General features: G+C 65.0%; 24 protein-coding genes and 1 pseudogene. 2 read left to right on the plus strand and 23 right to left on the minus strand.

The genetic code is table 11. The features are described 5' to 3' along the window. Nucleotides 1-484: 484 nt before the first annotated feature. From tyrS to M5J20_RS10240, 19 genes and pseudogenes are all read right to left on the minus strand, one after another. A complete protein-coding gene (tyrS, locus tag M5J20_RS10150; protein WP_253579236.1) occupies nucleotides 485-1,756 on the minus strand; it encodes a tyrosine--tRNA ligase in 1,272 nt (423 codons plus the stop codon). 62 nt (nucleotides 1,757-1,818) lie between these two features. Further along, entirely contained in the window at nucleotides 1,819-2,001 is a 183-nt protein-coding gene (locus M5J20_RS10155; RefSeq protein ID WP_253579238.1) for a Trm112 family protein, read from the minus strand. A 24-nt stretch (nucleotides 2,002-2,025) separates the two neighbouring features. Then, entirely contained in the window at nucleotides 2,026-2,670 is a 645-nt protein-coding gene (locus M5J20_RS10160) for a hypothetical protein (protein WP_253579239.1), read from the minus strand. Then, nucleotides 2,657-4,240, minus strand: a complete 1,584-nt coding sequence (locus tag M5J20_RS10165; protein WP_253579241.1) for a vWA domain-containing protein — start codon at nucleotides 4,238-4,240, stop codon at nucleotides 2,657-2,659. Before M5J20_RS10165 ends, M5J20_RS10160 begins: the two co-directional genes overlap by 14 nt. After that, entirely contained in the window at nucleotides 4,237-5,442 is a 1,206-nt protein-coding gene (locus tag M5J20_RS10170) for a hypothetical protein (protein ID WP_253579243.1), read from the minus strand. The genes M5J20_RS10165 and M5J20_RS10170 overlap by 4 nt, the downstream gene beginning before the upstream one ends. A gap of 39 nt (nucleotides 5,443-5,481) precedes the next feature. Then, nucleotides 5,482-6,915: an argininosuccinate lyase gene (gene argH / locus M5J20_RS10175; RefSeq protein ID WP_253579245.1), complete on the minus strand. Its 1,434-nt coding sequence runs from the start codon at nucleotides 6,913-6,915 to the stop codon at nucleotides 5,482-5,484. A 2-nt stretch (nucleotides 6,916-6,917) separates the two neighbouring features. After that, nucleotides 6,918-8,132: an argininosuccinate synthase gene (locus M5J20_RS10180; protein ID WP_253579247.1), complete on the minus strand. Its 1,215-nt coding sequence runs from the start codon at nucleotides 8,130-8,132 to the stop codon at nucleotides 6,918-6,920. A gap of 55 nt (nucleotides 8,133-8,187) precedes the next feature. After that, the gene (locus M5J20_RS10185) at nucleotides 8,188-8,685 is read right to left on the minus strand and encodes an arginine repressor (RefSeq protein ID WP_253579249.1); all 498 of its coding nucleotides are present in this window, start codon (nucleotides 8,683-8,685) and stop codon (nucleotides 8,188-8,190) included. Further along, nucleotides 8,682-9,623 carry an ornithine carbamoyltransferase gene (gene argF / locus M5J20_RS10190; protein ID WP_253579251.1) on the minus strand — a complete coding sequence of 314 codons (942 nt, stop codon included), beginning with the start codon at nucleotides 9,621-9,623 and terminating at the stop codon, nucleotides 8,682-8,684. The genes M5J20_RS10185 and argF overlap by 4 nt, the downstream gene beginning before the upstream one ends. A 3-nt stretch (nucleotides 9,624-9,626) precedes the next feature. Continuing rightward, nucleotides 9,627-10,793, minus strand: a complete 1,167-nt coding sequence (locus M5J20_RS10195) for an acetylornithine transaminase (protein WP_253579302.1) — start codon at nucleotides 10,791-10,793, stop codon at nucleotides 9,627-9,629. A 32-nt stretch (nucleotides 10,794-10,825) separates the two neighbouring features. Further along, a complete protein-coding gene (gene argB / locus M5J20_RS10200) occupies nucleotides 10,826-11,779 on the minus strand; it encodes an acetylglutamate kinase (RefSeq protein WP_253579253.1) in 954 nt (317 codons plus the stop codon). A gap of 29 nt (nucleotides 11,780-11,808) precedes the next feature. Beyond that, the gene (gene argJ, locus M5J20_RS10205; protein ID WP_253579254.1) at nucleotides 11,809-12,975 is read right to left on the minus strand and encodes a bifunctional glutamate N-acetyltransferase/amino-acid acetyltransferase ArgJ; all 1,167 of its coding nucleotides are present in this window, start codon (nucleotides 12,973-12,975) and stop codon (nucleotides 11,809-11,811) included. Between the two features lie 17 nt (nucleotides 12,976-12,992). After that, on the minus strand, nucleotides 12,993-14,048 hold the full coding sequence (gene argC / locus M5J20_RS10210; RefSeq protein WP_253579256.1) for an N-acetyl-gamma-glutamyl-phosphate reductase: 1,056 nt from the start codon (nucleotides 14,046-14,048) through the stop codon (nucleotides 12,993-12,995). 44 nt (nucleotides 14,049-14,092) lie between these two features. After that, a complete protein-coding gene (gene pheT / locus M5J20_RS10215) occupies nucleotides 14,093-16,645 on the minus strand; it encodes a phenylalanine--tRNA ligase subunit beta (RefSeq protein WP_253579258.1) in 2,553 nt (850 codons plus the stop codon). A gap of 16 nt (nucleotides 16,646-16,661) precedes the next feature. Then, a complete protein-coding gene (gene pheS / locus M5J20_RS10220) occupies nucleotides 16,662-17,711 on the minus strand; it encodes a phenylalanine--tRNA ligase subunit alpha (protein WP_253579260.1) in 1,050 nt (349 codons plus the stop codon). 252 nt (nucleotides 17,712-17,963) lie between these two features. Continuing rightward, on the minus strand, nucleotides 17,964-18,779 hold the full coding sequence (locus M5J20_RS10225) for a class I SAM-dependent methyltransferase (protein ID WP_253579262.1): 816 nt from the start codon (nucleotides 18,777-18,779) through the stop codon (nucleotides 17,964-17,966). Between the two features lie 59 nt (nucleotides 18,780-18,838). Next, a pseudogene (locus M5J20_RS10230) lies at nucleotides 18,839-19,135 on the minus strand (TrmH family RNA methyltransferase); the annotation flags it as partial. Nucleotides 19,136-19,248: 113 nt separating this feature from the next. After that, a complete protein-coding gene (locus M5J20_RS10235) occupies nucleotides 19,249-19,641 on the minus strand; it encodes a type II toxin-antitoxin system VapC family toxin (protein WP_253579264.1) in 393 nt (130 codons plus the stop codon). Nucleotides 19,642-19,896: 255 nt separating this feature from the next. After that, nucleotides 19,897-20,706, minus strand: coding sequence for a TrmH family RNA methyltransferase (locus tag M5J20_RS10240; RefSeq protein ID WP_253579266.1), 810 nt, complete (start codon nucleotides 20,704-20,706; stop codon nucleotides 19,897-19,899). A 68-nt stretch (nucleotides 20,707-20,774) separates the two neighbouring features. Between M5J20_RS10240 and M5J20_RS10245 the strand changes: the two genes are divergently transcribed. Together M5J20_RS10245 and M5J20_RS10250 are read left to right on the plus strand one after the other, a co-directional pair. Further along, nucleotides 20,775-21,014, plus strand: a complete 240-nt coding sequence (locus M5J20_RS10245; protein WP_253579268.1) for a hypothetical protein — start codon at nucleotides 20,775-20,777, stop codon at nucleotides 21,012-21,014. Beyond that, nucleotides 21,004-21,432, plus strand: a complete 429-nt coding sequence (locus tag M5J20_RS10250; RefSeq protein WP_253579270.1) for a type II toxin-antitoxin system VapC family toxin — start codon at nucleotides 21,004-21,006, stop codon at nucleotides 21,430-21,432. Before M5J20_RS10245 ends, M5J20_RS10250 begins: the two co-directional genes overlap by 11 nt. Before the next feature lie 83 nt (nucleotides 21,433-21,515). Here the strand turns inward: M5J20_RS10250 and rplT are convergent, their stop codons facing one another. From rplT to uvrA, 4 genes are all read right to left on the minus strand, one after another. Next, nucleotides 21,516-21,902 carry a 50S ribosomal protein L20 gene (gene rplT, locus M5J20_RS10255; protein ID WP_253579273.1) on the minus strand — a complete coding sequence of 129 codons (387 nt, stop codon included), beginning with the start codon at nucleotides 21,900-21,902 and terminating at the stop codon, nucleotides 21,516-21,518. A gap of 48 nt (nucleotides 21,903-21,950) precedes the next feature. After that, nucleotides 21,951-22,145 carry a 50S ribosomal protein L35 gene (rpmI, locus tag M5J20_RS10260; protein ID WP_234948832.1) on the minus strand — a complete coding sequence of 65 codons (195 nt, stop codon included), beginning with the start codon at nucleotides 22,143-22,145 and terminating at the stop codon, nucleotides 21,951-21,953. A gap of 28 nt (nucleotides 22,146-22,173) precedes the next feature. Further along, complete coding sequence (infC, locus tag M5J20_RS10265; RefSeq protein WP_437177646.1) at nucleotides 22,174-22,764, minus strand: translation initiation factor IF-3; 591 nt, start codon at nucleotides 22,762-22,764, stop codon at nucleotides 22,174-22,176. A gap of 231 nt (nucleotides 22,765-22,995) precedes the next feature. Further along, nucleotides 22,996-25,851: an excinuclease ABC subunit UvrA gene (gene uvrA / locus M5J20_RS10270; protein ID WP_253579275.1), complete on the minus strand. Its 2,856-nt coding sequence runs from the start codon at nucleotides 25,849-25,851 to the stop codon at nucleotides 22,996-22,998. Nucleotides 25,852-25,929: the final 78 nt, after the last annotated feature.

Raw genomic sequence — 25,929 nt, forward strand, 5'->3', positions numbered from 1 at the left:
ACTGCAAACAACCAACCCCACCATCCGACGAGGAAAAACATGGGGCTGGCCAAAAAACTTGCAAAAAATGATGCGAATCAATCATGAACCACACCAACAATGGCATCCCCATCAATGGATTCAAGACACCACCACCGGCACACACCAACCACACCCCAAAAACCAGGGTGCAGCCAATGCCACAGGCACACAACCAACCACAAACAAAAAATGCATTGGCACACTATCGAGTTCTCAAACAACACACGCACACTCGCCAGCCGAAACTTTGTCTCGGCCTCTGAAGCGGCTTGTACGACATTACTCACGCCTCTCAATCGTGTCAACCCGGTCTCGCCGCGGCTATTCCGACTGGATATGAACTTGAATATGTCGTCGCTCCGAAGAGCGTGTTGCACACTCTAGACAGCGAGGTGAACAGAACGCAAACTTTGCAGGTCAACGATCGCTATTGGGCTGATAGCTGGCGTCGAAAAGCGTGGTTCTAGACGCGCTTGATGCCGGCGAAGTTCTTCTTGCCGCGGCGCAAGACTAGCCACGCGCCGTGGAGGAAGTCGCTCTCGGCGGGAGTCCATTCGTCGGAGTCCACGCGCTGGTTGTTGGCGTAGATGCCGCCTTCCTTGATCGCGCGGCGGGCGGCGCCCTTCGAGTCGACGAGGCCTGAACCGACGAGAAGATCGAGGATGCCGGCGGGTTCCGCGGCCGGGGTCTCGAAGACGCTGGTTTCGGAAACAGCCGCGGCGAGGGTGCGCTCGTCGAGGTCCTCAAGCTCGGCCTTGCCGAAGAGAGCCTGGGCGGCGAGCTCGGCCGCCTCGCGTGCCTCACGCCCGTGGACGAGGTCCGTCATCTCCTGTGCAAGGCGACGCTGGGCCTCGCGCTTGAACGGACGTTCCGCAACCTCAGTTTCTAGGGCGGCGAGCTCTTCTTGGTCCAGGAAGGTGAACCAGCGAAGGTAGCGAACCACGTCTGCATCTGCGGTGTTCAGGAAGTACTGGTACCAGGTGTACGGGCTGGTCATTTCCGGATCGAGCCACAAGGAGCCGCCGCCAGTGGACTTGCCGAACTTCTTGCCCTCGGAGTCCGTCACCAGCGGTACCGTCAGTGCGTGAACGGAAGCACCGTCCATCCTGCGGTTGAGATCCACACCCGCGATGAGGTTGCCCCACTGGTCGCCGCCGCCGATCTGCAGGATGCAGTCGTGGTTGCGGCGCAACTGCACGAAGTCGTTCGCCTGCAGGATCATGTAGGAGAACTCGGTGTAGGAGATGCCGTCAGACTCCAAGCGGCGCTTCACCGTCTCGCGGCCCAGCATGGTGGACAGGGAGAAGTGCTTGCCCAGGTCGCGCAGCAGCTGGATGGCGGAGAGGTCCTTGGTCCAGTCGTAGTTGTTGACCAGCAGCGCGGCGTTGTCGCCCTCGAAGGAGACGAAGCGCGACAGCTGGCCGGAGATGCGCTGCGCCCAGTCTGCGACGGTGTCCTCGGAGTTGAGGGTGCGCTCCCCCACGTCGCGCGGGTCGCCGATCATGCCGGTCGCGCCGCCGGCGAGCACGATCGGGCGGTGGCCGGCGAGCTGGAAGCGGCGCAGCATGAGCAGCGGCACAAGGTGGCCGGCGTGCAAGGACGGGCCGGTGGGGTCGAAACCGCAGTAGAGCGTGATCGGCGCCTCGGTTGCGTCGCGCAGCGAGTCGAGGTCGGTCGACTGGTTGATCAGGCCGCGCCATTCCAGCTCGTCGACGATATTGGCGGGGGAAGTCATGGAAAGTTCACGCTCTTTCGGAGGTCAGATTGTGCGGGTGGGGGGCTTTCGACAGCTTTCGGCTAGTCGGCGGGTGCCGGGTAGGGCTGAGCTTCGTCGATAAGCAGGACCGGGATGCCGTCGTCGATGCGGTAGGCGACACCGAGACGCTCGTTGATGAGCAGCTGCGCCGCTTCGTCATACCGCAGGGTCCCCTTGTCCTGCGGGCAGACGAGGATTTCCAGCAACCGGGGATCAAGGCTCATGCCGTCGAATCCTACCCGCCGCACCTAACGATCCGCCTCTGGGTAGCTGGTGTCAAGACCCGGCAGCGCGCCGAACTCGTTGCGCAGGAACTGCGCCTGCGAGTCCATCGCGCGAAGGTTGTCCTGCAGCACGCCGTTCTTGATCCGCCCGACAGCCTCAGTAAGGGTCGAAAGCGAATCCACCATCACGTTCACCGCGGACTTGTCGCGGAACTGCGGCGCATCGAGGTACGTCGCGGTGACTTCCGGGTAGTACACCTTGATGATGTTCCACATCGTCTGGCGGTGCTCCGGTGTCGGCTCGAGATGGTCCCACTCGGAGAGGACGAAGCGGGCGTTCGATTCCAGCTCTTTGACTTGTGCGAGTACCGGCGTCGGCGAGCCGGCGTTGAACAGGCGTGACGACGTTTCCTGCAGAGCCTGCCCGAGGATGACCGGCGTGGGGGTGACCGGGGCCGGAGGCAGTGCCTGCTGCTTCGGCGGCGGGGTCAGCGCGACGCCGGCGCCGTACGCGGCCGCGGTAGCCAGCGGCCACAAATACCCCAGGCCGAACGCGAGGTGCAGCGCGACCACGATGATCGCGAGCAGCAAACCGACCTGGTTGCGGCGGGAGACGAGGAAGTTTGCGAAGGCGTTGCCGCCGCCGGCGCCCTGGTTACTGGTAGCCACGGATCTCCTTGAATGCTGCTTCGAGGTCGCCTCCGAGCGCGTCAAATACCTTGCCGCCGGTCATGGCGGCCAGCTCGCGCATTTCGCTTGCGTTCGCGCTGCCGTAGAGGATGACGAACACCGGAATGCGGCGTTTGTCCTCCGGGTACTCGGCGTAGACGTACTTGAGGTCCCGCATTGGCGGGCCGACGTTATCCTCGCCGTCACTGAACACGACGATGGACGGGATGCCTGCCGACGTGTCTGCGTAGGCCAGCGCATCAAGCAGCGTTCGGTACATCGCCGTCGATCCGCTCGCCTCGAGGCCGTCCACGTAGTCGGTGAGCACCTGCAGACTCTCCGGGTTGTTGCGGTCCACCACCGAAGTGACCGGCTCATTGGGCTGGTCGTCGAAGGACCAGAGCGTCACCTTCTCGCGGTCGCGCAGGGAGACATCGCCGGTCAGCGTCGAAGCGGAGCCGTCTACGAGCGAGTGCATGATGCTGCGCAGCGACTCGATGCGCTGGCCACTCATGGAGCCGGAGGTGTCCAGGATGAACGTTGTCGAGCCCGGTGCGCGGTAGCTGTTGTCGTAGGCGTAGAGCAGCTCATCCACCACGCCCTGATTAGCCGGGAACGGGAGCTCGATGACCTGCTGATTCGCTAGTTCCGACGGCAGGTTGCCTACCTGGGTGACCGGGCGGCGGAACGTGCTCGCGATCTCCTCCTGGTGGTCCATCAGCCAGTCGGCGAGCTCGCGGACGTGCTGCGCGGCCTCTGGGTTCGCGGGCTCAGCGAGGGTGGACAGCGGGTAGTCGGCGGAAATGACGCCGTCGGCAGGCACCACGACCTGAATCGGGTTGCCCTGCTCGCGCAGCTGGTGCAGCGTCGATTCGTAGTTCACGATGGCGTCGGCGCGGGTCGGGTCGGCGACGAACGCCTCTGCGAGCCAGCCGGAGGAGCCGGAAACCATTGCCTGCGCCTGGAAGAGTTGCTGCAGCGTCGGGCTGACCTTCTCCAGGTCCCCCGGGGAGAGCGCCTCGCCGGTGTCGGCAAGAGCTGTCGCCACCGCGACGAGCGCGGAGAAGCCGGAGTTGGAGGAAGAGGGGTTGGTCATGCCGAAGGTGAACTCGCCGGCCTCTGCGGCCTTCGCGAAATCGGTCCACGTCGGCTGCTGGGTGTCCCAGCCGAGCCGCCGCGCCGCCTCGTCCCACACGCCGAAGGCGACGGGGCTGGTGGCGATCTTCGTTTCGTCGGCAAGCTTGGCAGAGGCCCCGATCAAGTTCACGTAGCGGTTGGTGGCGAACCAGGTTGCGTCCACCTCGCCGTCGAACTCGCCGCGCTTGAGCGCCTGCGAGTTCTCCAGGGTGCCTGCGGGGAACTCGAGCTCGATGCCGAAGCCGAGGTCTTCCGATGCCTGCGCGATGAGCCCCTGCAGGTCCTTGAGCTCGGTCGCGGCGACGATGCGCAGGTCCGCTCCGGAGCCTTTGCTTTGCGACGACACCGAGCCGCTGCCGATCGTTTGCGTCGAACAGCCCGCCAGCGCGAGGGTGGCGAGCATGGCCATCACGGCCGCCCAGAGTTTCTTCACTGTTCCTCCTCCTCGTGCTTCGGCTGCGGGGCGAGGGTGCCGTAACGCATGCCCACGCCGTCGATGAGCTGCTCAAGCCGGTCGTAGTTCGGCGGGTCGATGGAGTTGACGTAGTCGGCCGGCGGCTGGAGGCCTTGCATTGCCATTTCGTCAGCAAGCGAGCCCGATGTCGCCGGGCGGAAGCCGTGGCGCGCCGCGAGTTGCTGAAGCTCGGGGTCGGTGGTGAGCAGACGGGCCAGCTCTTTGCCCTCCGGCGAGATGCCGACGATGCCGTGGTTGGCTAGCACGGTGGGGCTGAGCTGGAACAGCACCATGTCGTCGCGGATGCGCGATGTCGGGCTCATCTGCTCGCCGATGTACTGCGCCTCGTACACCATGACCATCGGGGCGGCACCCATGCCCTGGCTAAGGTATTCGCTGAACGGGCCGGAGGAGGAAGATTCCGAGTAGCCCTGGCCGGTGAAGAACGGCGAAATCTCCTCCACGAGGTAGCCAACATCGTCAGCGCGGGCCGGGTCGCGCTGCTGGAATTCCCAGGCCAAAATGCTCAGGTACATCGCTGCGGAGTTCGAGGTGCGGATATCCGTGGAACGGATCTGCACGTTGCGGGGCGACGGGAAGGCGTCGGAAAGCTCGCGCCAACGGGTGCCGGACTGCGCGAGGTCCACGTACTTCGCCACGTCAAGGACGTAGGAGCCGTTGTTCTCGGTGACCACACCTTGCTCGACGAGGATGTCCGCGATGGTCTGCCAGCTGGCCACCGCCATCGGGGAGAAGAACGGGAACTCCGCGTTCGCGCCGGAGACCTGCTCGCGCACCTTCTGCGTAGCCGGAGCGGAGGACGGAAAGACGAAGTCCTGCGCCGCGATGTCGATGCCGGTGGCGATCTGGCGCGAACCGGCCGTGGAGAAGCTCACCCGGTAGCCGAGCTCCTCGAGACGCTTGACCACATCCGGGTCCTCGAAGTACCCGCGCTTCTCGGAACCGATCACGCCCTGGACTTGGGTGACGCCGGGTTTGCCGAAGCCGCGGGGACCGTCAGCTTGTTCGCCACTGCCGCCGGCTCCGCCGAAACCGCCCCGCCCAAGAATGACTGCCGCGGCGACCACGCACAGCAAAACGACACCAAGCAGGATGGTCAGTCCGCGACCACCGCGCTTGGTGCCGTTCGACGTGCTCGACGCACTGCTGGGAACACTCATACGGCCATCGTAGAGTGACCAGACTTACGGCGCTGCGGTTTAACTCCGCACCGGTGCCTCCGCCCACGCGCGGTACTCGGCGTTCGCCCGCGCCAAGCGCTCGCGCTGCTCCTCAACGCGCGGGCGCGCCGTGCCGCCCCGCGTTGCGCGCGAGGCCACCGCACCGTCCACCGTCAGCACCTGCCGCACCTCGGGCTTCAGGCGCGTATCGACGCTTGCCAGCTCCTCATCCGTCAGCTCGTCGAGCCCCACTCCCCTGCTTTCCGCGATGCGGACGCAGGCGCCGGAAGCTTCGTGGGCCTCGCGGAACGGCACGCCCTGGCGCACCATCCACTCGGCGAGGTCGGTCGCCAGCGTGTAGCCCGCCGGGGCGAGCTCGCGCATGCGATCCTCATGGAATACCAGCGTGGATACGAGACCGGTGAACGCCGGCAGCACGATGCGCAGCTGGGCCACAGAATCGATGACCGGCTCCTTGTCCTCCTGCAGGTCGCGGTTGTACGCGAGCGGCTGGGCCTTGAGCGTGGCCAACAGGCCGGCGAGGTTGCCGATCAAGCGCCCGGACTTGCCGCGGGCCAGCTCAGCCACGTCCGGGTTCTTCTTCTGCGGCATGATCGACGAGCCGGTGGACCACGCGTCGTGCAGCGTAACGTAGCCGAACTCCGGCGTGGACCACGCAATGATCTCCTCCGCGAAACGGGAGAGATCAACCGCGATCTGGGCCAGCACGTACGCGGCCTCGGCCGCGAAGTCGCGCGACGCGGTGCCGTCGAGCGAGTTGTCGGCCGCAGAATCGAAGCCGAGCTCCTCGGCGATCGCCTCCGGGTCGAGCTGCAGGGACGATCCTGCGAGCGCGCCGGAGCCGTACGGCGAAACTGCGAGGCGCTTATCCAGGTCCTGGATGCGCTCGAGGTCGCGGAGCAGCGGCTGGGCGTGCGCCAGCAGGGAGTGCGCGAGCAGGATCGGCTGCGCGGCCTGGAAGTGCGTCTTGCCCGGCATGATGGCATCCGGGTGCGCCTCCGCTTGGACGACGATGGCGTCGACCAGGTCAGCGACATCGAGAGCCACACCGCGCACCGCGTCGCGCAGCCACATGCGGAACATCGCCGCGACCTGGTCGTTGCGGGAGCGGCCGGCGCGCAAGCGCCCGCCCACCTCGGGGCCGACGCGGTCGATCAGGCCGCGCTCCATGGCGCCGTGCACGTCCTCGTCCGTGGGCAGCGGCGCGAAGGTGCCGTCGGCTACGTCCTTGCCCAGTTGCTCGAGGCCGGCCAGCATGGTCTGCAAATCAGCGTCGGAAAGCAGCCCTGCCCTGTTGAGCACCTTGGCGTGCGCCGTGGAGGCCAGCACGTCGTACGGTGCCAGCACCCAGTCGAAGTGGGTGGACACGCTAAGCGCGAACATCGCCTCGGAGGGGCCGCCGGAGAAGCGTCCGCCCCAGAGGGCACCCTCGTTGGTTCCGTGCTGCTCCATGCCTACTTCTCCTGCGCGGCGGCAGATGCGCGGTCGCGCTTGTTCGCGATCTGGGAGGACAGGCCGTGCAGGCGCACGAAGCCCTTAGCCAGGGTCTGGTCGAAGGTGTCGCCCGTGTCGTAGGTGGCCAGGTTGAAGTCGTACAGGGAGTGGTTGGAACGGCGGCCGTTCACGGTGGCCTTGCCGTTGTGCAGCTCCATGCGGATGTCGCCGGTCACGTACTCCTGGGTGGACTCGATGAACGCGTCCAGGGAGCGCTTCAGCGGCGCGAACCAGAGGCCGTCGTAGACCTCCTCGGCCCAGCGGGCGTCGACGAGGCGCTTGTAGCGGGCCAGCTCGCGCTCGACGGTCACGTCCTCCAGCGCCTTGTGTGCGGTGATCAGGGTGATTGCGCCCGGTGCCTCGTACACCTCGCGGGACTTGATGCCCACAAGGCGGTCCTCCACCATGTCGAGGCGGCCGATGCCCTGGGCGCCGGCGCGGCGGTTGAGCTCTTCGATGGCCTCGAGCACGGTCACCTGGCGGCCGTCGATTGCCACCGGCTTGCCACCCTCGAAGGAGATGATGACCTCGTCCGGTGCGTTACCCAGCGCCGGGTCCTCAGTGTAGGAGTACAGGTCCTTGGTCGGCGGGTTCCACAGGTCCTCGAGGAAGCCGGTCTCAACCGCGCGGCCCCACACGTTCTGGTCGATGGAGAACGGGGATGCGGCGGACTGCTCGATCGGCAGGTCCTTGCCCTCGGCGTACTCGATGGCCTTGTCGCGGGTCCAGGCGTAGTCGCGCGCCGGCGCGACAATCTCCAGGTCCGGGTCCTGGTTGAGGAAGCCGACCTCGAAGCGAACCTGGTCGTTGCCCTTGCCGGTGCAGCCGTGAGCGACGTGGGTGCCGCCGAAATCCTGGGCGGCCTTCACCAGGTGCTTGACAATTAGCGGGCGGGAAATTGCGGAGACCAGCGGGTACTCACCTTGGTACATGCCGTTCGCCTTGATGGTGGGCAGGCAGTACTCGTTAGCGAACTCGTCCTTGGCATCGATGACGATGGCCTCTGCGGCGCCGCAGTCGAGCGCGCGCTGGCGCACGGACTCCATGTCTTCCCCGCCCTGGCCGAGGTCGAGGGCCACGGCGATGACGTCGCCCTCGAGCATCTCGCCGAGGTAAGGAATGGCCACAGAGGTGTCGAGGCCTCCGGAGTACGCGAGTACAACGCGGTTGGACATAAGTAGAAGCTCCTTTGAGAAGTTTTGGTTCGACCTTTGAGGATAGTGCGTGGGGCTAGTCGCGCTTGCGCGGGGCGTTGCCGAAGAGCTGCAGCGCGAGATCCTCGCCCGTGAGCGGTTCGCGCGCGAGGACGAAGACGGTGTCGTCGCCGGCAATGCAACCGACGACGGGGTCGAGGCCGACGCGGTCGATGTAGCTGGCGAGGTACTGGGCGGCACCCGGCGGGGTGCGCAGCACGGCGGTGCCGTACGAATAGTCGACGGAGACCACGAGCTCATCGATCATGCGCGCGAGCTTCTCGCGCGGACCGGTTTGCACCTCGCCGAGCACCTCCCTGTCGGATCCCACGGTGTAGAACGCGCGGCCGCCCTCCAGCGGCCGCACCTTGCGCGCCCCGAGCTCGTCTAGGTCGCGCGACAGGGTCGCCTGGGTGATGTCGATGCCCTCCTCCAGCAGCAGCTCGGAGAGCTGCACCTGGGACATCACCCGCGTCGAGGCGAGGATGTCCAGGATGCGGGCTTGGCGCGCAGTGCGGGAGACGGGCTGGGTCATCGCTGGTGCTCCAGCAGCCAGGCCAGCAGCGCTTTCTGGGCGTGGAGGCGGTTCTCCGCCTCGTCGAAGACACGGGAGGCGGGGCCGTCGATGACCTCGGCGGTGACTTCGCTGCCGCGGTACGCCGGCAGGCAGTGCAGGAAGATCGCGCCCTCGCCGGCGGCATCCATGACCTCCTGGGTGACCTGGTACGGCATGAACGGGGTGCGGCGGTCCTTGCCGTCGCCCTCCATGCCCATGGACACCCAGGTGTCGGTGATCACCACGTCCGCACCCTCCACGGCGGCGAGGTCGGACGTCACGGTCACGGCCGCGCCGGTCTCGGCAGCGCGGCGGCGCGCCCGCTCGACGAACTCCTCGCGCGGCAGGAAACCCTCCGGCGCGATGATCGCGGTGTCCATGCCGGCGGTGGCGAACCCGATCATGTAGGAGTTCGCCATGTTGTTGTCGCCGTCGCCGAGGTACACGGCGCGCTTCCCGCGCAGGCCCGCCGGCCCCTCCTCGGGGCAGCAATTCTCGACGATTGTTTGCAGGTCAGCCAGGATCTGGCACGGGTGCAGGTCGTCCGACAGCGCGTTCACGATCGGCACCGTGGCGGTCTCGGCCATGTCCAGCAGGTTCTGGTGCGCGTAGGTGCGCCACACAATGGCGGAGACGTAGCGCGAGAGCACTGCTCCGGTGTCCTGGTAGGTCTCGCCCTTGCCCATCTGAGAGTTGCCGGTCTCGGTGACAATCGCGTGCCCGCCGAGCTGCGCGATGCCCGCGTCGAAGGAGAAGCGGGTGCGTGTCGACGTTTTGTCGAAAAGCACCGCCACCGACTGGGGGCCCTCGAGCGGGCGGCGCGCATACGGCTCGCGCTTCATGGCCGCGGCCAGCTCGAGCACCTCGGCCTGCTCGGCTGGTGTCAGATCGTCGTCGGCAAGAAAGTGCCGTGGCATCGGTTACTCCTTCTCTTCGTTCGTCGTGTGTCGGGCGGTGTCCAGCGCCGCCGCGAAGCGTGTGGCCGCTTCGGTCAAGTCGTCGTCGATGATCACCAGCGGCGGGGTGAAGCGCACGACGCTTTCCGACGGCGCGTTCAGAATGACCCCGTGCGTGAGACCTGCCGCCACAGTCTGCTTGGCCACCGGGTCCTTCAGCACCGCGCCGAGCATCAGCCCGCGGCCGCGCACTTCGACCACGCCGTCGATGCGCTGCAGCTGCTCGACGAACGCGCTGCCCTTGCGGGCGACATCCGCGAGGAATTCGTCGTCGATAGTGGCAAGCACCGCCCCGGCGGCGGCGCAGGCGACGGGGTTGCCGCCGAACGTGGTGCCGTGCGAACCCGGGGTGAGCGTCTCGGCGACCTTGCCTGTGGCCAGAGCCGCGCCGATCGGTAAGCCGCCGCCGAGGCCCTTCGCCATGGTGACGATGTCCGGGCGCACGCCCTCCGGCAGGTCGTGCTGGAAGGCGAAGAAGGTGCCGGTGCGGCCCACCCCGGTCTGCACCTCGTCGACAACCATGAGGATGCCGTGGGCATCGCAGAGCTCGCGTACTGCGGCAAGGAAGCCTTCCGGTGCCGGAATGACACCGGTTTCTCCCTGGATCGGCTCCAGGAAGATGGCGGCGACGTCGGACGGGTTGATCTCTACCAGCTGGCGCAGGTAGTCGATGTCACCGTACGGGTAGTACTCCACGCCGGACGGCAGCGGCTCGAACGCCTTGCGCTTCGCGGGCTGGCCGGTTAGCGCGAGGGATCCCATCGTGCGGCCGTGGAAACCGTCCTGGGCGGCGAGGATGCGGCCGCGGCCGGTCAAGCGTGCGAGCTTGAACGCGGCCTCGTTTGCCTCAGCGCCCGAGTTGCAGAAGAACACCCGTGCGCTCTCGTCGCCAAAGCGGCGCACCAACTCACCCGCTACCTTGACCACCGGCTCGGACGCGAAGAGGTTGGACACGTGCCCGAGTGTGGACACCTGGCGGGTCACCGCTTCCACGATCGCCGGGTGAGCGTGGCCGAGCGCGTTGACGGCAATGCCGGCGAGCATGTCGATGTACTCGTTGCCCGCGTCGTCGGTAAGCACTGCCCCCTCCCCGGAGACGAGCGCGACCTGGGGCGGGCCGTAATTATTCATCAGACCTGCGTGCCAGCCGGTGAGGATCTCGCTCACTTCGCCTCGTCCTTCCTGAACACGGTGCCGTCCGGGTAGTGCGCGAGGTCGTAGGCGTCAGGAAGCACCATGGTGCCGATGCCGCCCATGGTGAGCAGCTCGAGCAGCACGGAGTGGGCGATGCGGCCGTCGATGACGTGCGCCGCGCGGACGCCGCCCTTGACCGCGGTAAGGCAGGCTTCCATCTTCGGGATCATGCCGCTGTCCAGGCTCGGCATCATCTTCTCCAGCTCGCCGACCTCGATCTTGGACAGGAGCGAATCCTTGTCCGGCCAGTCCGTGTACAGGCCCTCGACGTTGGTGAGCACCACGAGGCGCTCCGCACCGATGGCGGCGGCGAGCGCGCCGGCGGCCTCATCGGCGTTGATGTTGTACACGTTGCCGTCCGCGCCGGGGGCGATGCCGGAGACGACCGGGATGCGGCCGGCCTCGATGATGTCCATGACGGCCGAGGGGTTCACGTCGGTGATCGTGCCTACCAGGCCGATGTCCAGCTGCTCGCCGTCAACCTCGACGTAGCGCTTCTCGGCCGTGAACAGGCCGGCGTCCTCGCCGGAGGTGCCCACGGCGTAGGGGCCGTGGGAGTTGATCTTGCCCAGCAGGTCGCGGCCCACCTGGCCGAAGAGCACCATGCGCACCACGTCGAGGATCTCGGGCGTGGTCACGCGGAAGCCGCCGACAAATTCGCCGCCGTCGAGGCCGAGCCGCTTCATCATGGCCGAAATCTGCGGACCGCCGCCGTGCACCACCACCGGCTTCGCGCCGACAGTGCGCAAAAAGACCATGTCGGCTGCGAACGCGGCCTTCAAGTCCTCGTCGATCATGGCGTTGCCGCCGTACTTCACCACGACGATCTTGTCGCGGTAGTGCTGCAGCCACGGCAGCGCCTCTGCGAGCACGTGGGCGCGGGCCTCGTTGCTCAGGCTGCTGCTGAACGCTTCTACATCCATGCTGGATTCTTTCTGGTCTACGTCCTGGTTTAGGTGCTGTACGCGGAGTTGATCTCCACGTACGCGTGGGAGAGATCGGTGGTGCGCACGGTGGCCGTGCCCGGCCCGCCGGTGCCCAGATCCACCTCGACGGCAATGTCTGCGCCCGAGAGGTCCACGTCGCGCGCGCCCGGGGCGCCCGCGGAGGCCACGCAGACGGGCTGGCCGTTGAAGCTAACGGTGATGTTCTCCGGGTCCATCGCCGCGTCCGCCATGCCGACGGCCGCGAGCGTGCGGCCCCAGTTCGGGTCGGAGCCGAACATCGCGCACTTGAACAGGTTGTCGCGGCCGATCGTGCGCGCGGCGTTGAGCGCCTGCGCGTCATCCTCGGTGCCGGTCACGGTGATGGTGACGCGCTTGGTCACGCCCTCCGCATCCGCCTGCATTTGGGCTGCGAGGTCCGCGCACACGGCGTGGATCGCCTCGTCCAGCTCGTCCTGGCTCGGGGTGACGCCGCTCGCGCCGTTCGCAAGCACGATCACGGTGTCGTTCGTGGAGGTGGACCCGTCGATGTCCAGCGTGTCGAAGGTGACGGCCGTCGCCCTGCGCAGCGCAGCGTCCAGGGCTTCCTTGCTTGCCGACGCATCCGTGGTGACCACAACGAGCATCGTCGCCAGCGACGGCGCCATCATGCCCACGCCCTTGCCCATCGCGCCGACGGTCCACCCCTCGCGGGTGACCAGCGCCTCCTTGGCAACGGTGTCGGTGGTCATGATCGCCTCGGCCGCGGCGAAGGCATGCGCTTCATCGTTGCCTAGGTCCGCCGTGAGCTGGCCGATGCCGGTGCGGATCTTCTCCATCGGCAGCAGCTCGCCGATCAGACCGGTCGAGCACACCGCGATCTGGTTCGCGTCAATGCCCAGCTGCTCCGCCGCCAGCGCCTGGGCTTCGCGCGCGTCGGCATCGCCCTGCGCGCCGTTGCAGGCATTGGCGTTGCCGGAGTTAAACAGGACGGCCTGGCAGGTGCCGTCGGCAAGTACTTCCCTGCTCACCTTAACCGGCGACGCGAACACCTTGTTGCGGGTGAACACGCCGGCCGCGGTGAACTCGGGGCCTTCACTGACGACGAGCGCCATGTCCGGCTTGCCTGAGGGCTTGATGCCGGCGGTGGTGCCCGCGGCGGCGAAGCCGGCGGGTGCGGTGACGGATCCAATCATCGGTAAATCTCCTTAACTTAGGGCGCAACACCCTGGCGCGGCAGGCCCGCAGTCTCTTCGAGACCGAGCGCGATGTTCATGCACTGCACCGCGGCACCGCCGGTGCCCTTGGTCAGGTTGTCGATAGCGGAGGTCATCAGCACCACGCCTGCCTCCATGTCGATCTCCACTTGGACGTGGCACATGTTGGAGCCAACCACGTTCTGGGTTTGCGGCTGGGTCTCCTCCGGCAGGAGCCAGACGAACGGCTCGTCGCGGTACGCCTCTTCGTACGCCTCGCGGGCGAGGGTCGCGATCTTGCCCGCCGGAACCTTGCCGGCGATCGGTGCTGTGACGGTGGTGAGGATGCCGCGCGGCAGCGGCGCGAGAATCGGTGTGAAGCTCACGTTCACCGGCTTGTTGGTGACCTCCGCGATGTTCTGCGCGATCTCGGGGGTGTGGCGGTGGCGGCCGGCGGTGTTGTAGGCCTTCAGGGAGCCCATGGTCTCCGAGCCGAGCATGGGCACCGATGCCTTCTTCCCCGCCCCGGACACGCCGGTCACGGACACAACGCGCAGGTCCGGCTCAGCGATGCCGGCCTTGACTGCGGGCAGGGCGGCGAGGGTAGCCCCCGTCGGAAAGCAACCGGGCACCGCGATGCGGCGGGCGTTCCTCAGCTGCTCGCGGTGGCCCGGCATCTCGGGGATGCCGTACGGCCAGCTGCCCGCGTGCGGCGAGTAGTAGTACTGCTCCCACGCCCACGGGTCGCGGAGGCGGAAATCCGCGGCACAGTCGATGACCAGCGTCTCCGGCGGCAGCGCAGCGCCGATCGCCGCGGAGTAGCCGTGCGGCAGGCCGAGGAAGACCACGTCGTGCTTCGCAAGCGTTTCGACGTCCGTTTCCTCCACCACCATGTCCGCCAGCTGCGGCAGGTGCGGGGCTAAGGTGCCGAACCGCAAACCGGAACTGGAGTTGCCGGTGAGCGCACCGATCTCGAGGTCGCCGGCGAGATACGCCGGGTGGTTGAGTAAGAGACGGAGGATTTCGCCGCCCGCGTACCCGGTCGCGCCGGCGACCGCCACGGAAATAGTCATGCGGCTCAAGGTAGCAGTTTATGCACTTGGCCGCAAACTATTCGTTAGCCGCGCATTGTCGCGCCGTGCTCCTGGGCAGCGGCCTCAGCGGCGCGGAGGCGGGCCTCCGAAGCCTCGTCCTCGGTGAGCGTCTTATCGCCCGCACGGAAGACCAAACCGAATGCGAGCGACTTCTTGCCCTCGCCCAGCTGCTCCGAACGGTAGACGTCGAACAGCGCCACGCTCTCCAGCAACTCGCCCGCAGCCGCCTCGATAGTGCGGCGCACGGCCTCCGCCGGCACCGCCTCGTCGACAATCAGCGCGATGTCCTGGTTCACCGCCGGGAAGGAGGACAGCATCGGGGCCGGCAACTGCTGCTCCAGCGGCAGCGCGGTGAGATCGATTTCCATCGCGCACGTGCGCGCCGGCAGCTCGAGCGCCTCGAGGACCTGGGGGTGCAGCTCGCCGGCGTAGCCGACGGTGATCTTCTCGACCCCGGCGGTTTGAACAGTCAGCGCCGCGCAGCGGCCCGGGTGCCACGGCAGCTGCTGCGCCGCCTCGACATCGAGCTGGACACCGGCTGCGCTAGCAGCCACCCGCGCGGACTGGATGGCGTCAGCCCAGGTGTAGTCGCGGCCTTTGCCGAAGGGTCCGTCGAGCTCCTGCTGCCCCACCGCCACCGTTGCGGCGTGGAGGTGCTGCTCCGGCAGGGAGTCGACGAGCTCGCGCAAAGTGTCCTCGTCCGGGCGGGCCGCGACACTCGGCAGCGGGGAAACATCGCCGCGCTTCACCGAGGTCTGCGCCACGGAGTAGATCGCGAGATCGTGGCGGCCGCGCGCGACGTTGCGGCCGATCGCCTCAAGCATCGAAGGCAGCAACGTGGTGGCCAGGATGCCGTACTCCGCATCCAGAGGATTCTGCACCTTCACGGTGTTGCGGCGCGGGTCATCCGCCTCGAGGCCCCAAGCGTCGAAAGTGGTGTTCTTGATGAACGGCGTCGGGATGATCTCGGCGTAGCCCGAGTACGCCAGCGCGTGGGTAACCGCGCGGCGGCGGCGCTGCAGCGGGCTGAGGCCGCGGCCGCCCACCGGCGTCGGCAGAACGGACGGGATTTCGTCCAGGCCCTCGAGACGCACAATCTCCTCGATGAGCTCAACCGGCACAGTGAGGTCGCCGCGCCACGTCGGCGGGGTCACGGTCAGGGTGCCGCTGCTGTCCCCGGCCTCGGTGCCGGATTCGACCCGGCACCCCACCTCTTCGAGACGCTTCGTAATCGTCTCGACGCTGTACTCCACGCCGATGAGCTCGCTCGGACGGTTCACGCCCAGCTCAATAGGCTCGCGCGCCGGCACCTCGCCCACGATGGTCGCCTCCGGCGAGATGGTGCCGCCGGCTGCGTCGGCAAGCAGCGCGCAGGCAATGTCGAGCGAGACCTCGACGATGGCCGGATCCACGCCGCGCTCGAAGCGTCGCGATGCCTCCGAGGACAGCTTGTGGTGGCGCGCCGTCTTGGCCACGGTCAGCTCGTCCCAGGTCGCGGCCTCGAAGTACACGTTGATCGTCTCGTCCGAGATCTCGGAGGTGGTGCCGCCCATCACGCCGGCGAGCGACTGGATGCCGTTGTCGTCGGAAATCACCACGTCCGTCGGCAGCAGGGTGCGCTTGGTGTGATCCAGCGTCTCGAACTCCTCGCCGCCGGCCGCGTTGTGCACGTGCAGGCCGCCGGCGATCTTGTCCGCGTCGAACGCGTGCATCGGCTGGCCGGTGAGCAGCATGACAAAGTTGGTCACGTCCGTCGCCGCGTTCACCGAGCGAATGCCGGAGAGCATGAGCAGGCGCTGCATCCAGAACGGCGCCTGCGCCTTCGGATCAATGCCCTCCACCTTGCGCAGGCCGAAGCGCTTCGCCTTCGTGTCCGGCTCCAGGTCGATGTCGATGAGCTTTCCGCTTGCCGACGGCACCTTGCTCACGTCCACGCCAGCAACAGCCGGGTCCTCGGCCACATCGACGAAGGTGAGGTCGAAGGCCGACGCGATCTCGCGGGCCAGGCCGCGGGCGGACAGCGCGTAACCGCGGTCCGGGGTGATGTTCACGTCGAAAACGGTGTCGTCGGAGCCGAGCACCTCGCGCGCGTCCTGGCCGGGTTCGAGCCCTGCGGCTGCAACGGAAGCGTCGGAAAGCGTGATAATGCCCTCGCTCTTCGCAGTGAGTCCGAGCTCTGCTGCGGAGGCCATCATGCCGTTGGAGATGTGGCCGTAGGTTTCGCGAGCGGCGATGGCGAAGCCGCCCGGCAGGACTGCGCCCGGCAGCGAGACGATGACGGTGTCGCCCTCTTTGAAGTTGCGGGCGCCGCAGATAATGCCCTGCGGCTCGCCGGTGCCGTTCGCCTGGCCGACATCGACCTGGCAGTAGCGGATCGGCTTCTTGAAGCCCTCGAGCTCCTCGATCTCCAGCACACGCCCGATGACGAGCGGGCCGGTGGTCTCGGGCAGCGGCTGGTAGCCCTCCGTCTCGAAACCGACGCGCACGAAGCCGGCGTCGAGCTCCTCGTCGGTCGGGTTAAAGGTGTTGCTCGCGTTGTTGAGCAGGTCGGTGATCCAGTTCTTCGAAATCAGCATGTTCTCTCTCCTGCACTTATGCCTGGATGCCGAACGGAATGGTGAAGCGGACATCGCCCTCGACCATGTCGCGCATGTCCGTCAGGCCGTTGCGGAACTGCAACGTGCGCTCGAGGCCCATTCCGAACGCGAAACCTGTGTAAACCTCCGGGTCCACGCCCACCGCGCGCAGCACGTTCGGGTTGACCATGCCGCAGCCGCCCCACTCGATCCAGCCGGCGCCGCCCTTCTTGTTGGGGAACCAGACATCCACCTCGGCGCTCGGCTCGGTGAACGGGAAGTAGTTGGTGCGCATGCGGGTCTTGGTCTCCGGGCCGAAAAGCGTCTTGGCCAGGTGGTCTAGCGTGCCCTTGAGGTGGGCCATGGAGAGGCCCTTGTCCACTGCGAGACCTTCCACCTGGTGGAACACCGGCGTGTGGGTGGCGTCGAGTTCATCCGTGCGGAACACGCGGCCCGGGCAAGCGATGTAGACCGGCACGTCGCGCTCGAGCATCGTGCGCACCTGCACCGGGGAGGTGTGGGTGCGCAGCACCTGCTTGGATCCTTCTTCGCCGATGTAGAAGGTGTCCTGCAGCGTGCGGGCCGGGTGGTCCGGGATGAAGTTCAGGGCATCGAAGTTGAAGTACTCCGCCTCGACCTCGGGGCCTTCCGCGACCTCCCAGCCCATGCCGATGAAAATGTTCGCGATCTGCTCCGAAAGCGCGGTGATCGGGTGCATAGCGCCCGCCTGGCTGCGAGCAGTAGGCAGGGTGACGTCGACGGTCTCCTCGCGCAGCTGGCGCTCGCGGTGCTCCGTTTCCCGCTGCACACGCAGTTGGGCGTAGGCCTTCTCCGCCCGTCCCCTTGCCATGTTGACAAACCGGCCGGCATCTTTGCGTTGGTCCTTCGGCAGCGTGCCCAGCGCCCGGCGAGCTTGCGGGATCGGGGCCTTTTCCCCGAGGTGCAGGCGGTGCGCGTCTTCGAGCGCCGCAAGGTCCGCCGCCTTTTCGAACGCCGCGATAGCCTCGTCCGCAGCCCGATTCAGGTTCTCCTCGGTCAGTTCAATTTCGGGTTTGTCAATGCTCACTGAACACCCGCACCTTTCCACTTCGGCGGCATCACAAAACGTTCACAAGCATACCCGCGGGCATTCAACTGTCCCCTAGGAGGATAAGTTGTGCCCCACATCTATACGGTGCGGACTCTGGGTGCACGCCGAATCTCGAGCTGTTTGTGGTCAGGAGCGTGACAACTACCCCTTTTTAGACCGCCGTAGGACGGTTCAACATATACAGCACCATTTTTGCCGGGGTCAGTGCTTTAATCTAATTCCCTTTTTCTACACGCTGACATCGGGTTTTCGAGCGATGATAGCGATGCCGGTGAGATTGTCTCGATATTCATTAAAGGTTCTACGCATCTCCAGTACACGGTCACGCAAATCCCTATCCCTCGCTACGTTACGCAAAATCCGCAAAACTCCGCCAAAACCTTCATCTGCAAGATTGCGGCGCATTGTCAGTAGGGCCATCGGCTCAGTTCCAACCCATTCAATGTCGAAACCCGCCTCCTCCAACAACCCACACCATTCTCGGCGCGTAAGTGGGCGAGCATTCACGCGGATCGTTTTCGCTAGGCGCTTCCGCAACTGATCAGCGAGTTCTGCATCAATTGTGTCGGGGGTAAGTCCCAGCTCATGGATCGCATACAAACCACCTGGCTCCAGCAAACGGAAAGCTTCAGCAATAATTGCGCGCTTGCCTTTCTCACCTTGCATTGTCAGCATCGCCTCACCGACCACCGCCTGGGCAGAATTGCTTTCAAGACCGGTGGATTCGGCACTAGCATTGACCACTGTGCCACGCGATCCCACCACGGACTGCACACGTGTCACTGCATCCACATCTTGGTCTACACCGACATAGGACGCGATGCCCCGTTCAAGCATGATGGCGGCAGTTCGCCCCAACCCAGGCGCGAATTCCACCACCCTTTTGTCCTGCAGTTCTGCTGCATCCAACAAACGATTCGTCAGCTTCAAACCACCAGGACGTAAAACGCGCTTCCCAGCTCGAGCGAGCACCCAATGGCCTGAAGCAACGTTGGTCGATCGGTCGCTCTGCGGTAGTGGCGGTTGACTTCCTTTAGTTCCCATGAGGCCAACCCTACGGCGGACAATTAGGCTTGCCTACCCTTATGTTCATGTGATGGTGATCACGTTTCACGCAACGCTTTTGCTGACTCCCACAAACAAATGGACGCCGCCGTCGAAAGGTTCAAAGACTCGGCGGACCCCGCAATGGGAATGGTGACAGTGTCGTCAGCGGCCGCCAGGACGTCTTCCGGCAGTCCATGCGCCTCGTTGCCAAACAGCCACGCAGTGGGCGTATTCAGAGGCTCGCCGGGTTCGGCGAAGTTGAGGGCGCCGTTGGGGGTTGTTGCCAGCGTCGATAAGCCTGAAGCCCTGAGCTGACCGAGAACTCGGCGAATGTCGCGGTCGCGGGCAACGGGAGGCCGCGCTTGTCGGCAGTACGCTTCGGCGCACAGATGCGAATAACACCCGGTGGGGGTCTAACTCAAACGGATTTAAGTTCGATATGGTCTGCAGGTACAGCTGGGGAAGTTCAGTCAATCACCCGAATCGCGACCCGAGTCTGGGGAGCCGCGGCAAGCTTTGAGTCGCTGGTCACCAGAGTGGTTTCTAGCTTCTCTGTCAATGCAACGTAAGTGGCATCGTAAGCGGAAAAGTTTTCTTTCAGCCGCCACACGGCTCCAACCAGCTCTGAATGCGGATGGAAATTCACATTCAACTCGCTGAGAAGGTTGATTGTTTGAAGTGCCCTGCTTTCCGAGAGCAGTCCGGCTCGAACGCGCCGTCGGAGAACCTGTAGAGATTCCGTCCAAAGCAAGTGTGGTGCGTCAATGTCACCACGTGAGAAAGCTAGAAGTTCTGCAACTTTCTCACCCTTCTCGGTCCGTAGCAACAACTCCAGCATCGCCGAAGTATCCAGAACCACTACCTTGACTCCCGTTCGGCTCGCACCGACTCAACTATTGTTTCTGACCCGTACGGGACCGGATCAAGTTCTCTCCATTTGGCTAACCAGTCCGCGCGCTCACTGTTAACAAGGGATTGGCGCAGACGAAGTTCGATAACATCTGCAATAGTTGAGCTTGTCCGTTCCGCTTCCGCTTGTAAAAGGTCGACCAGATCGTCTGGAAGATTTCGTACAGTAATCTCCGCCATGCGTCTAATGGTGGATTGGCTGCGGTCACTCTGTCAAGGCCTTCGAGGACTCCCACAGGCAGATCGCGGCGGCGGTGGCCAGGTTCAGGGACTCGGCGCTGCCGTGGATCGGGATGGACACCCGGTAGTCGGCGGCGTCCAGCACGTCCGGGTCCAGCCCGTGGGCCTCGTTGCCGAAGAGCCACGCCGTCGGTTGCTGCAAGGCGTCGCCAGGCGAGGCCAGGTTGAGGTCGCCGGACATGGTGGTCGCGAACGTCGACAAGCCTGATGCTCCGAGCTGACCGATGACGCGCCTAACGTCGCGGTCGCGCGCGACGGGGATGTGGAACAGCGAGCCGGCGGTGGAGCGGACGACCTTGGGCGACTCCGGGTCGACGGTATCGCCGGCGAAGATGACGGCGTCGGCGCCCACGGCGTCAGCGATGCGGATGATGGTGCCGGCGTTGCCGGGATCGTTCGTCTCGACGCAGACCGCGACGAGGCGGGGGCGACCTTTGAGGATCGCGGGTACGGTCCAGAGCACTGGGCGACACACGGCGAAAATGCCGGTGCTGGTGACAGCATCAGCGAGGTGGTCGGCGGCCTTGTCCGTGATCGCGTGGGTGTACACGTCCATGTAGCCAGCGGCGCGGACGATCTCCTCGAAACGCTCGGCAGCCTCCTCGGTAACGAAGAGGTCCGTGGCAGCGCCTGTAGCGACGGCGGCCTCGACGGCGTTCTCCCCTTCCGCGAGGAACGCCTTCGCCTTCTTCCGGCCGGCGGCGCGCTTCAGTTTCGCGGCGTTGACCACGCGCGGCGTGCGCTCAGTGAAGGGTTCCGTGAAGTCGAGGGGCATGGTGGGGAGTGTACATCATTTCAAAATATGCGTTGTAGTGCGTCACCACTGGTGCTAGATTGGCTTTCATGAGGCTAACGATTCGGGTCGACGGTGAGGTATACGCGGCCGCCAAAGAGGAAGCGGCCGCGCGCGGTGTCAGCATCGGCCAAGCCATTAATGAGTTCGCTCGGGTAGGTCTCAAACACACCCCAGCGGTGGAACCATTTGTTCAGAAGACTTACCCAATGGGAATGAAGTTAGACTGCACAAATATCGCTGAGGTCCTCGACCTCCTCGACAACGAGGAACCCTACGGTGATCATTGACGCGAACATCCTCATCTACGCGGTGGACACAGAGTCTCAACATCACGAGGTTGCGCACCGATGGCTGACCAATGCAATGAATGGCCCCGAACGAGTGGGATTGCCCTGGGTCAGCCTCATCGCATTCCAGCGAATTACCACCCATTCCCGGATCTATCGCTCCCCGCTGGACCCGACTCAAGCCTCTGACATTATCCAAGCTTGGTTAGAACATCCTAATACCTGGGTGCCGTCGGCCGGAGAGCGTCACGCGGGCATCCTCAGAAGTCTGACCGTCCGCTCCGGCGCGACCGGAAACCTCGTCACGGATGCCCATCTTGCTGCTCTCGCAATCGAGCACGGAGCTTCTCTGGCTTCCTTCGATGAGGATTACCGAAACTTTCCCGATCTTCGTTGGATTCATCCGGCCCGCCAGTAACAGACCGCGCCGAGACAACAACAACGCCCCGCTCCCAACCGAGAAGGTTAGAAACGGGGCGTCGAAAAGCGGAAAGCTAAGGCTTACGCAGCGGCGACCGGTGCGTTGACGTCCTCCGGGAGGGCGTTCTTTGCAACCTCGCACAGCGCGGAGAACGCTGCGAAGTCGTTGACGGCGAGATCGGCGAGGATCTTGCGGTCCACCTCGACCTCAGCCAGCTTCAGGCCGTGGATGAGGCGGTTGTAGGTGATGTCGTTCATGCGGGCAGCAGCGTTGATGCGCTGGATCCACAGTTTGCGGAACTCGCTCTTGCGCTTGCGGCGGTCGCGGTACGCGTAGGTCTGGGAGTGCAGCCACTGCTCCTTGGCCTTGCGGTACAGGCGGGAGCGCTGGCCGCGGTAGCCCTTCGCGGACTTCAGAATCGCGCGGCGCTTCTTCTTGGCGTTGACTGAACGCTTGACACGTGCCATGAGTCTTTACTTCCTTATCGTTCTAGGTTTGTAGGGATCAGGCAGTGCTTAGGACATGCCGAGGAGGCGCTTCGCGCGCTTGACGTCAGCCGGAGCAACGTCGGTGGTGCCGGAGAGCTTGCGGCGACGCTTGGACGAGAGCTTCTCGTTGAGGTGGCGCTTACCGGCCTGCTCGCGACGCAGCTTGCCTGCACCGTTGACCTTGATGCGCTTCGCGGTGCCCTTGTGGGTCTTCTGCTTCATTTTCAAAGCCCTTCAGAGTTGTTTACGTTTACTTCTTGCCCTTGCGAGCCGGCCCGAACACCATGGTCATGTTGCGGCCGTCCTGCTTCGGACGGGACTCCACCACGCCGAGTTCCCCGATGTCTTCAGCGAGACGCTCGAGGAGGCGGTAGCCGAGCTCCGGACGCGACTGCTCGCGGCCGCGGAACATGATGGTGACCTTGACCTTGTTGCCCTTCTCTAGGAAGCGCTCAACATTGGCCTTCTTCGTCTGGTAGTCGTGCTCATCGATCTTCGGGCGGAACTTCTGTTCCTTGACCACGGTCTGCTGCTGGTTCTTGCGGGCCTCGCGGGCCTTCTGGTCCTGCTCGTACTTGAATTTGCCGTAATCCATGATCTTGCACACGGGCGGCTTCGCGTTCGGCGCAACCTCGACGAGGTCGAGGTCGGCGTCGTATGCCAGTTTGCGGGCATCATCCGTACGGACGATGCCAACCTGCTCGCCGGACGGGCCGACAAGACGAACTTCCGGAACACGGATGCGTTCGTTGATCCGAGCTTCAGCGCTGATGAGAACTCCTTGAGACGAAGGGAAACAATGTTGTCCGCTCCCGGCCCGCTCGTGTCGCTGCCCCCACACAAAAAACCCGCTCACCAGGGAGGTGGCGGGAGATCGTCCTAGTATCGGAAGGCGCACATCACGTGCTATTCCAACACCGTTGACCCGTATCCAACCTGGTGCGGTAAACGCTCCGGCGGCATGGGGTGGGATTCACTCCACTTGCGGCCCGCACGCCTGAGAAAGACGCACTGGGCGGTGTGCAGGGAAATGTACCATTCCCTGTGGCTGCACACCAAATCCGTCGGCAAGCTAGTGCTGCAGTACGCCCTTGAGGAACTGTCCTGTGAAGGAGCCCTCCACCTCGGCGACATCCTCCGGGGTGCCCTGGGCGACGACCGTGCCGCCACCGGAGCCGCCCTCGGGGCCCATGTCGATGATCCAGTCGGCGGACTTGATCACGTCGAGATTGTGCTCGATGACGAGCACGGTGTTGCCCTTTTCCACCAGGCCGTTAAGCACGAGCATGAGCTTGCGGATGTCCTCGAAGTGCAGGCCGGTGGTGGGCTCGTCGAGAATGTAGATGGTGCGGCCGTTGGAGCGCTTCTGCAGTTCCGACGCAAGCTTCACACGCTGGGCCTCGCCACCGGAGAGCGTGGTGGCGGACTGGCCGAGGCGGACGTAGCCGAGGCCGACGTCGACAAGCGTCTGCAGGTAGCGGTGGATCGACGTGATCGGCTCGAAGAATTCTGCGGCCTGCGAGATCGGCATGTCGAGAACTTCGGCGATGTTCTTGCCCTTGTAGCGCACCTCGAGCGTCTCGCGGTTGTAGCGCGCGCCGCCGCAGACTTCGCACGGGACGTAGACATCGGGCAGGAAGTTCATCTCGATTTTGATGGTGCCGTCGCCGCGGCACGCCTCGCATCGCCCGCCCTTGACGTTGAAGGAGAAGCGGCCCGCCTTGTAGCCGCGGACCTTCGCCTCCTGCGTCTCCGCGAAGAGGTTGCGGATCTTGTCGAAAACGCCCGTGTAGGTTGCGGGGTTCGAGCGCGGGGTGCGGCCGATCGGACTCTGGTCAACCTGGACAAGCTTGTCCAGGTGCTCGAGACCTTCGACGCGCTTTACGCGGCCCGGGACTTGGCGCGCGCCGTTGAGCTGGTTCTGCAGCGTGCGGGCGAGAATCTGGTTGACCAGGGTGGACTTGCCGGAACCGGATACGCCGGTGACGGCGACGAGCATGCCGAGCGGGAGGTCGACACTGACGTTGTCGAGGTTATTCTCGCGGGCGCCGACGACGCGGAGCATGCGCTCCTTATCCACGGGGCGGCGCGTTTCGGGCACCGGAATGATCTTGCGGCCCGCCAGGTAATCGCCGGTGAGCGAGTTCTTGGCCTCCAGGATGCCCTTCGGCTCGCCCTGGTAGACCACGTCGCCGCCGTACTCGCCGGCCTTCGGGCCGATGTCAATGAGCCAGTCCGCTTCGCGGATCGTGTCCTCGTCGTGCTCGACCACCACGAGGGTGTTGCCCAGGTCGCGCAGCTTTTTCAGGGTGGTGATCAGGCGCTGGTTGTCTCGCTGGTGCAGGCCGATGGACGGCTCATCCAGCACGTACAGCACGCCGGCGAGACCGGAGCCGATCTGGGTTGCCAAACGGATGCGCTGCGCCTCGCCGCCGGAAAGCGTGCCGGCGGAGCGCGCGAGGGTCAGGTAGTTCAGACCGACGTCGATGAGGAAGTGCAGGCGCGCCTGGATCTCGCGCAGGACAGCGCCCGCGATCATTTCCTCGCGGTAGCCCAGCACCAGGTTGTCCAAGTACGCGCTGGCGTCTTCGATGCTGAGCTCGGTGAGGCCTGCGATCGACTTCTCTCCGTGGGTGGTCGAATCCAGGCGCACTGCGAGGATTTCCGGCTTGAGACGGGTGCCGTCGCACGTCGGGCAAGGGATTTCGCGCGTGTAGGCCAGCAGGCGCTCCTTCTGCGTATCCGTCTCGGCCTGCTCCATCTTGCGCTCGAGGTAGCCGATTACCCCCTCGTACGCCGCACTGAACGAGCGCTGGCGGCCGTAGCGATTCTTGTAGCGGACGTTCACCTTCGTCTTCGAGCCGTGGACAAGGTGTTTCTGCTGGGTCTTGGTCAGCGAGCTGAACGGCGCGTGCGCGTCGAAGCCCTCTTCCTTGGCAAGCGCCTCGATGAGTTTGGTGAAGTAGCCCTTGTTCGGGCTCGAGTTCCAGATCTGGAATGCGTCGACAGCCGGGGCATCCGGATCCGGGATCACCAGATCGATGTCCACCTCCTTGCGCACGCCGAGGCCGTCGCATGCCGGGCAGGCACCGAAGGGAGAGTTGAAGGAGAACGCGCGCGGCTCGTACTCCTCCACGTCCAGCTTGTGGCCGTTCGGGCACGCCATCTTCTCGGAGAAGATTTGCACGCGCTCCGGATCCTCCGGGTCGAGGTCGACGAAGTCGAAGCCCACGAGACCGTCGGCAAGCTTGAGCGCCGTCTCCACAGAGTCGGTGAGGCGCTGCTTCTGGCTTGCCTTCACCGTGAGGCGGTCCACCACCACGTCGATGGTGTGCTTGACCTGCTTTTCCAGCACGGGCGGCTCGGTGAGCTGGTACGTCTCCCCGTCCACGTTCACGCGCGAGTAGCCCTGGGCGGCGAGGTCCTTGAACAGGTCCTGGAACTCGCCCTTGCGCTTGCGCACCACCGGGGCGAGGACCTGGAACTTGGTCCGCTCCTCCAGCGACAGGATCTGGTCCACGATCTGCTGGGGCGTCTGGCGGTCAATCACCGCGTCGCATACTGGGCAGTGCGGGGTGCCGGCGCGGGCGTAGAGGAGACGCAGGTAATCGTAGATCTCGGTGATGGTGCCCACCGTTGAGCGCGGGTTGCGGTTCGTCGACTTCTGGTCGATCGACACGGCCGGCGACAGACCGTCGATGTAGTCCACGTCCGGCTTGTCCATCTGCCCGAGGAACATGCGGGCGTACGACGACAGCGATTCGACGTAGCGGCGCTGGCCCTCCGCGAAGATGGTGTCGAACGCCAGCGAAGATTTGCCGGAGCCGGACAGGCCGGTGAAGACCGCCATCTTGTCGCGGGGCAGCTCGATGTCGATGCCTTTGAGGTTGTGTTGGCGCGCGCCGCGCACCGTGAGCCACTCAGCCACTTCGCCAGTACGTCCTTTACGTCTCGATTGTTGCTCAACCAACTTATCAACCACGCACACACCGGATACATTCCTCGC

Origin of the sequence: Corynebacterium stercoris, assembly GCF_024160105.1 — a bacterium.
Taxonomy (GTDB): domain Bacteria; phylum Actinomycetota; class Actinomycetes; order Mycobacteriales; family Mycobacteriaceae; genus Corynebacterium; species Corynebacterium stercoris.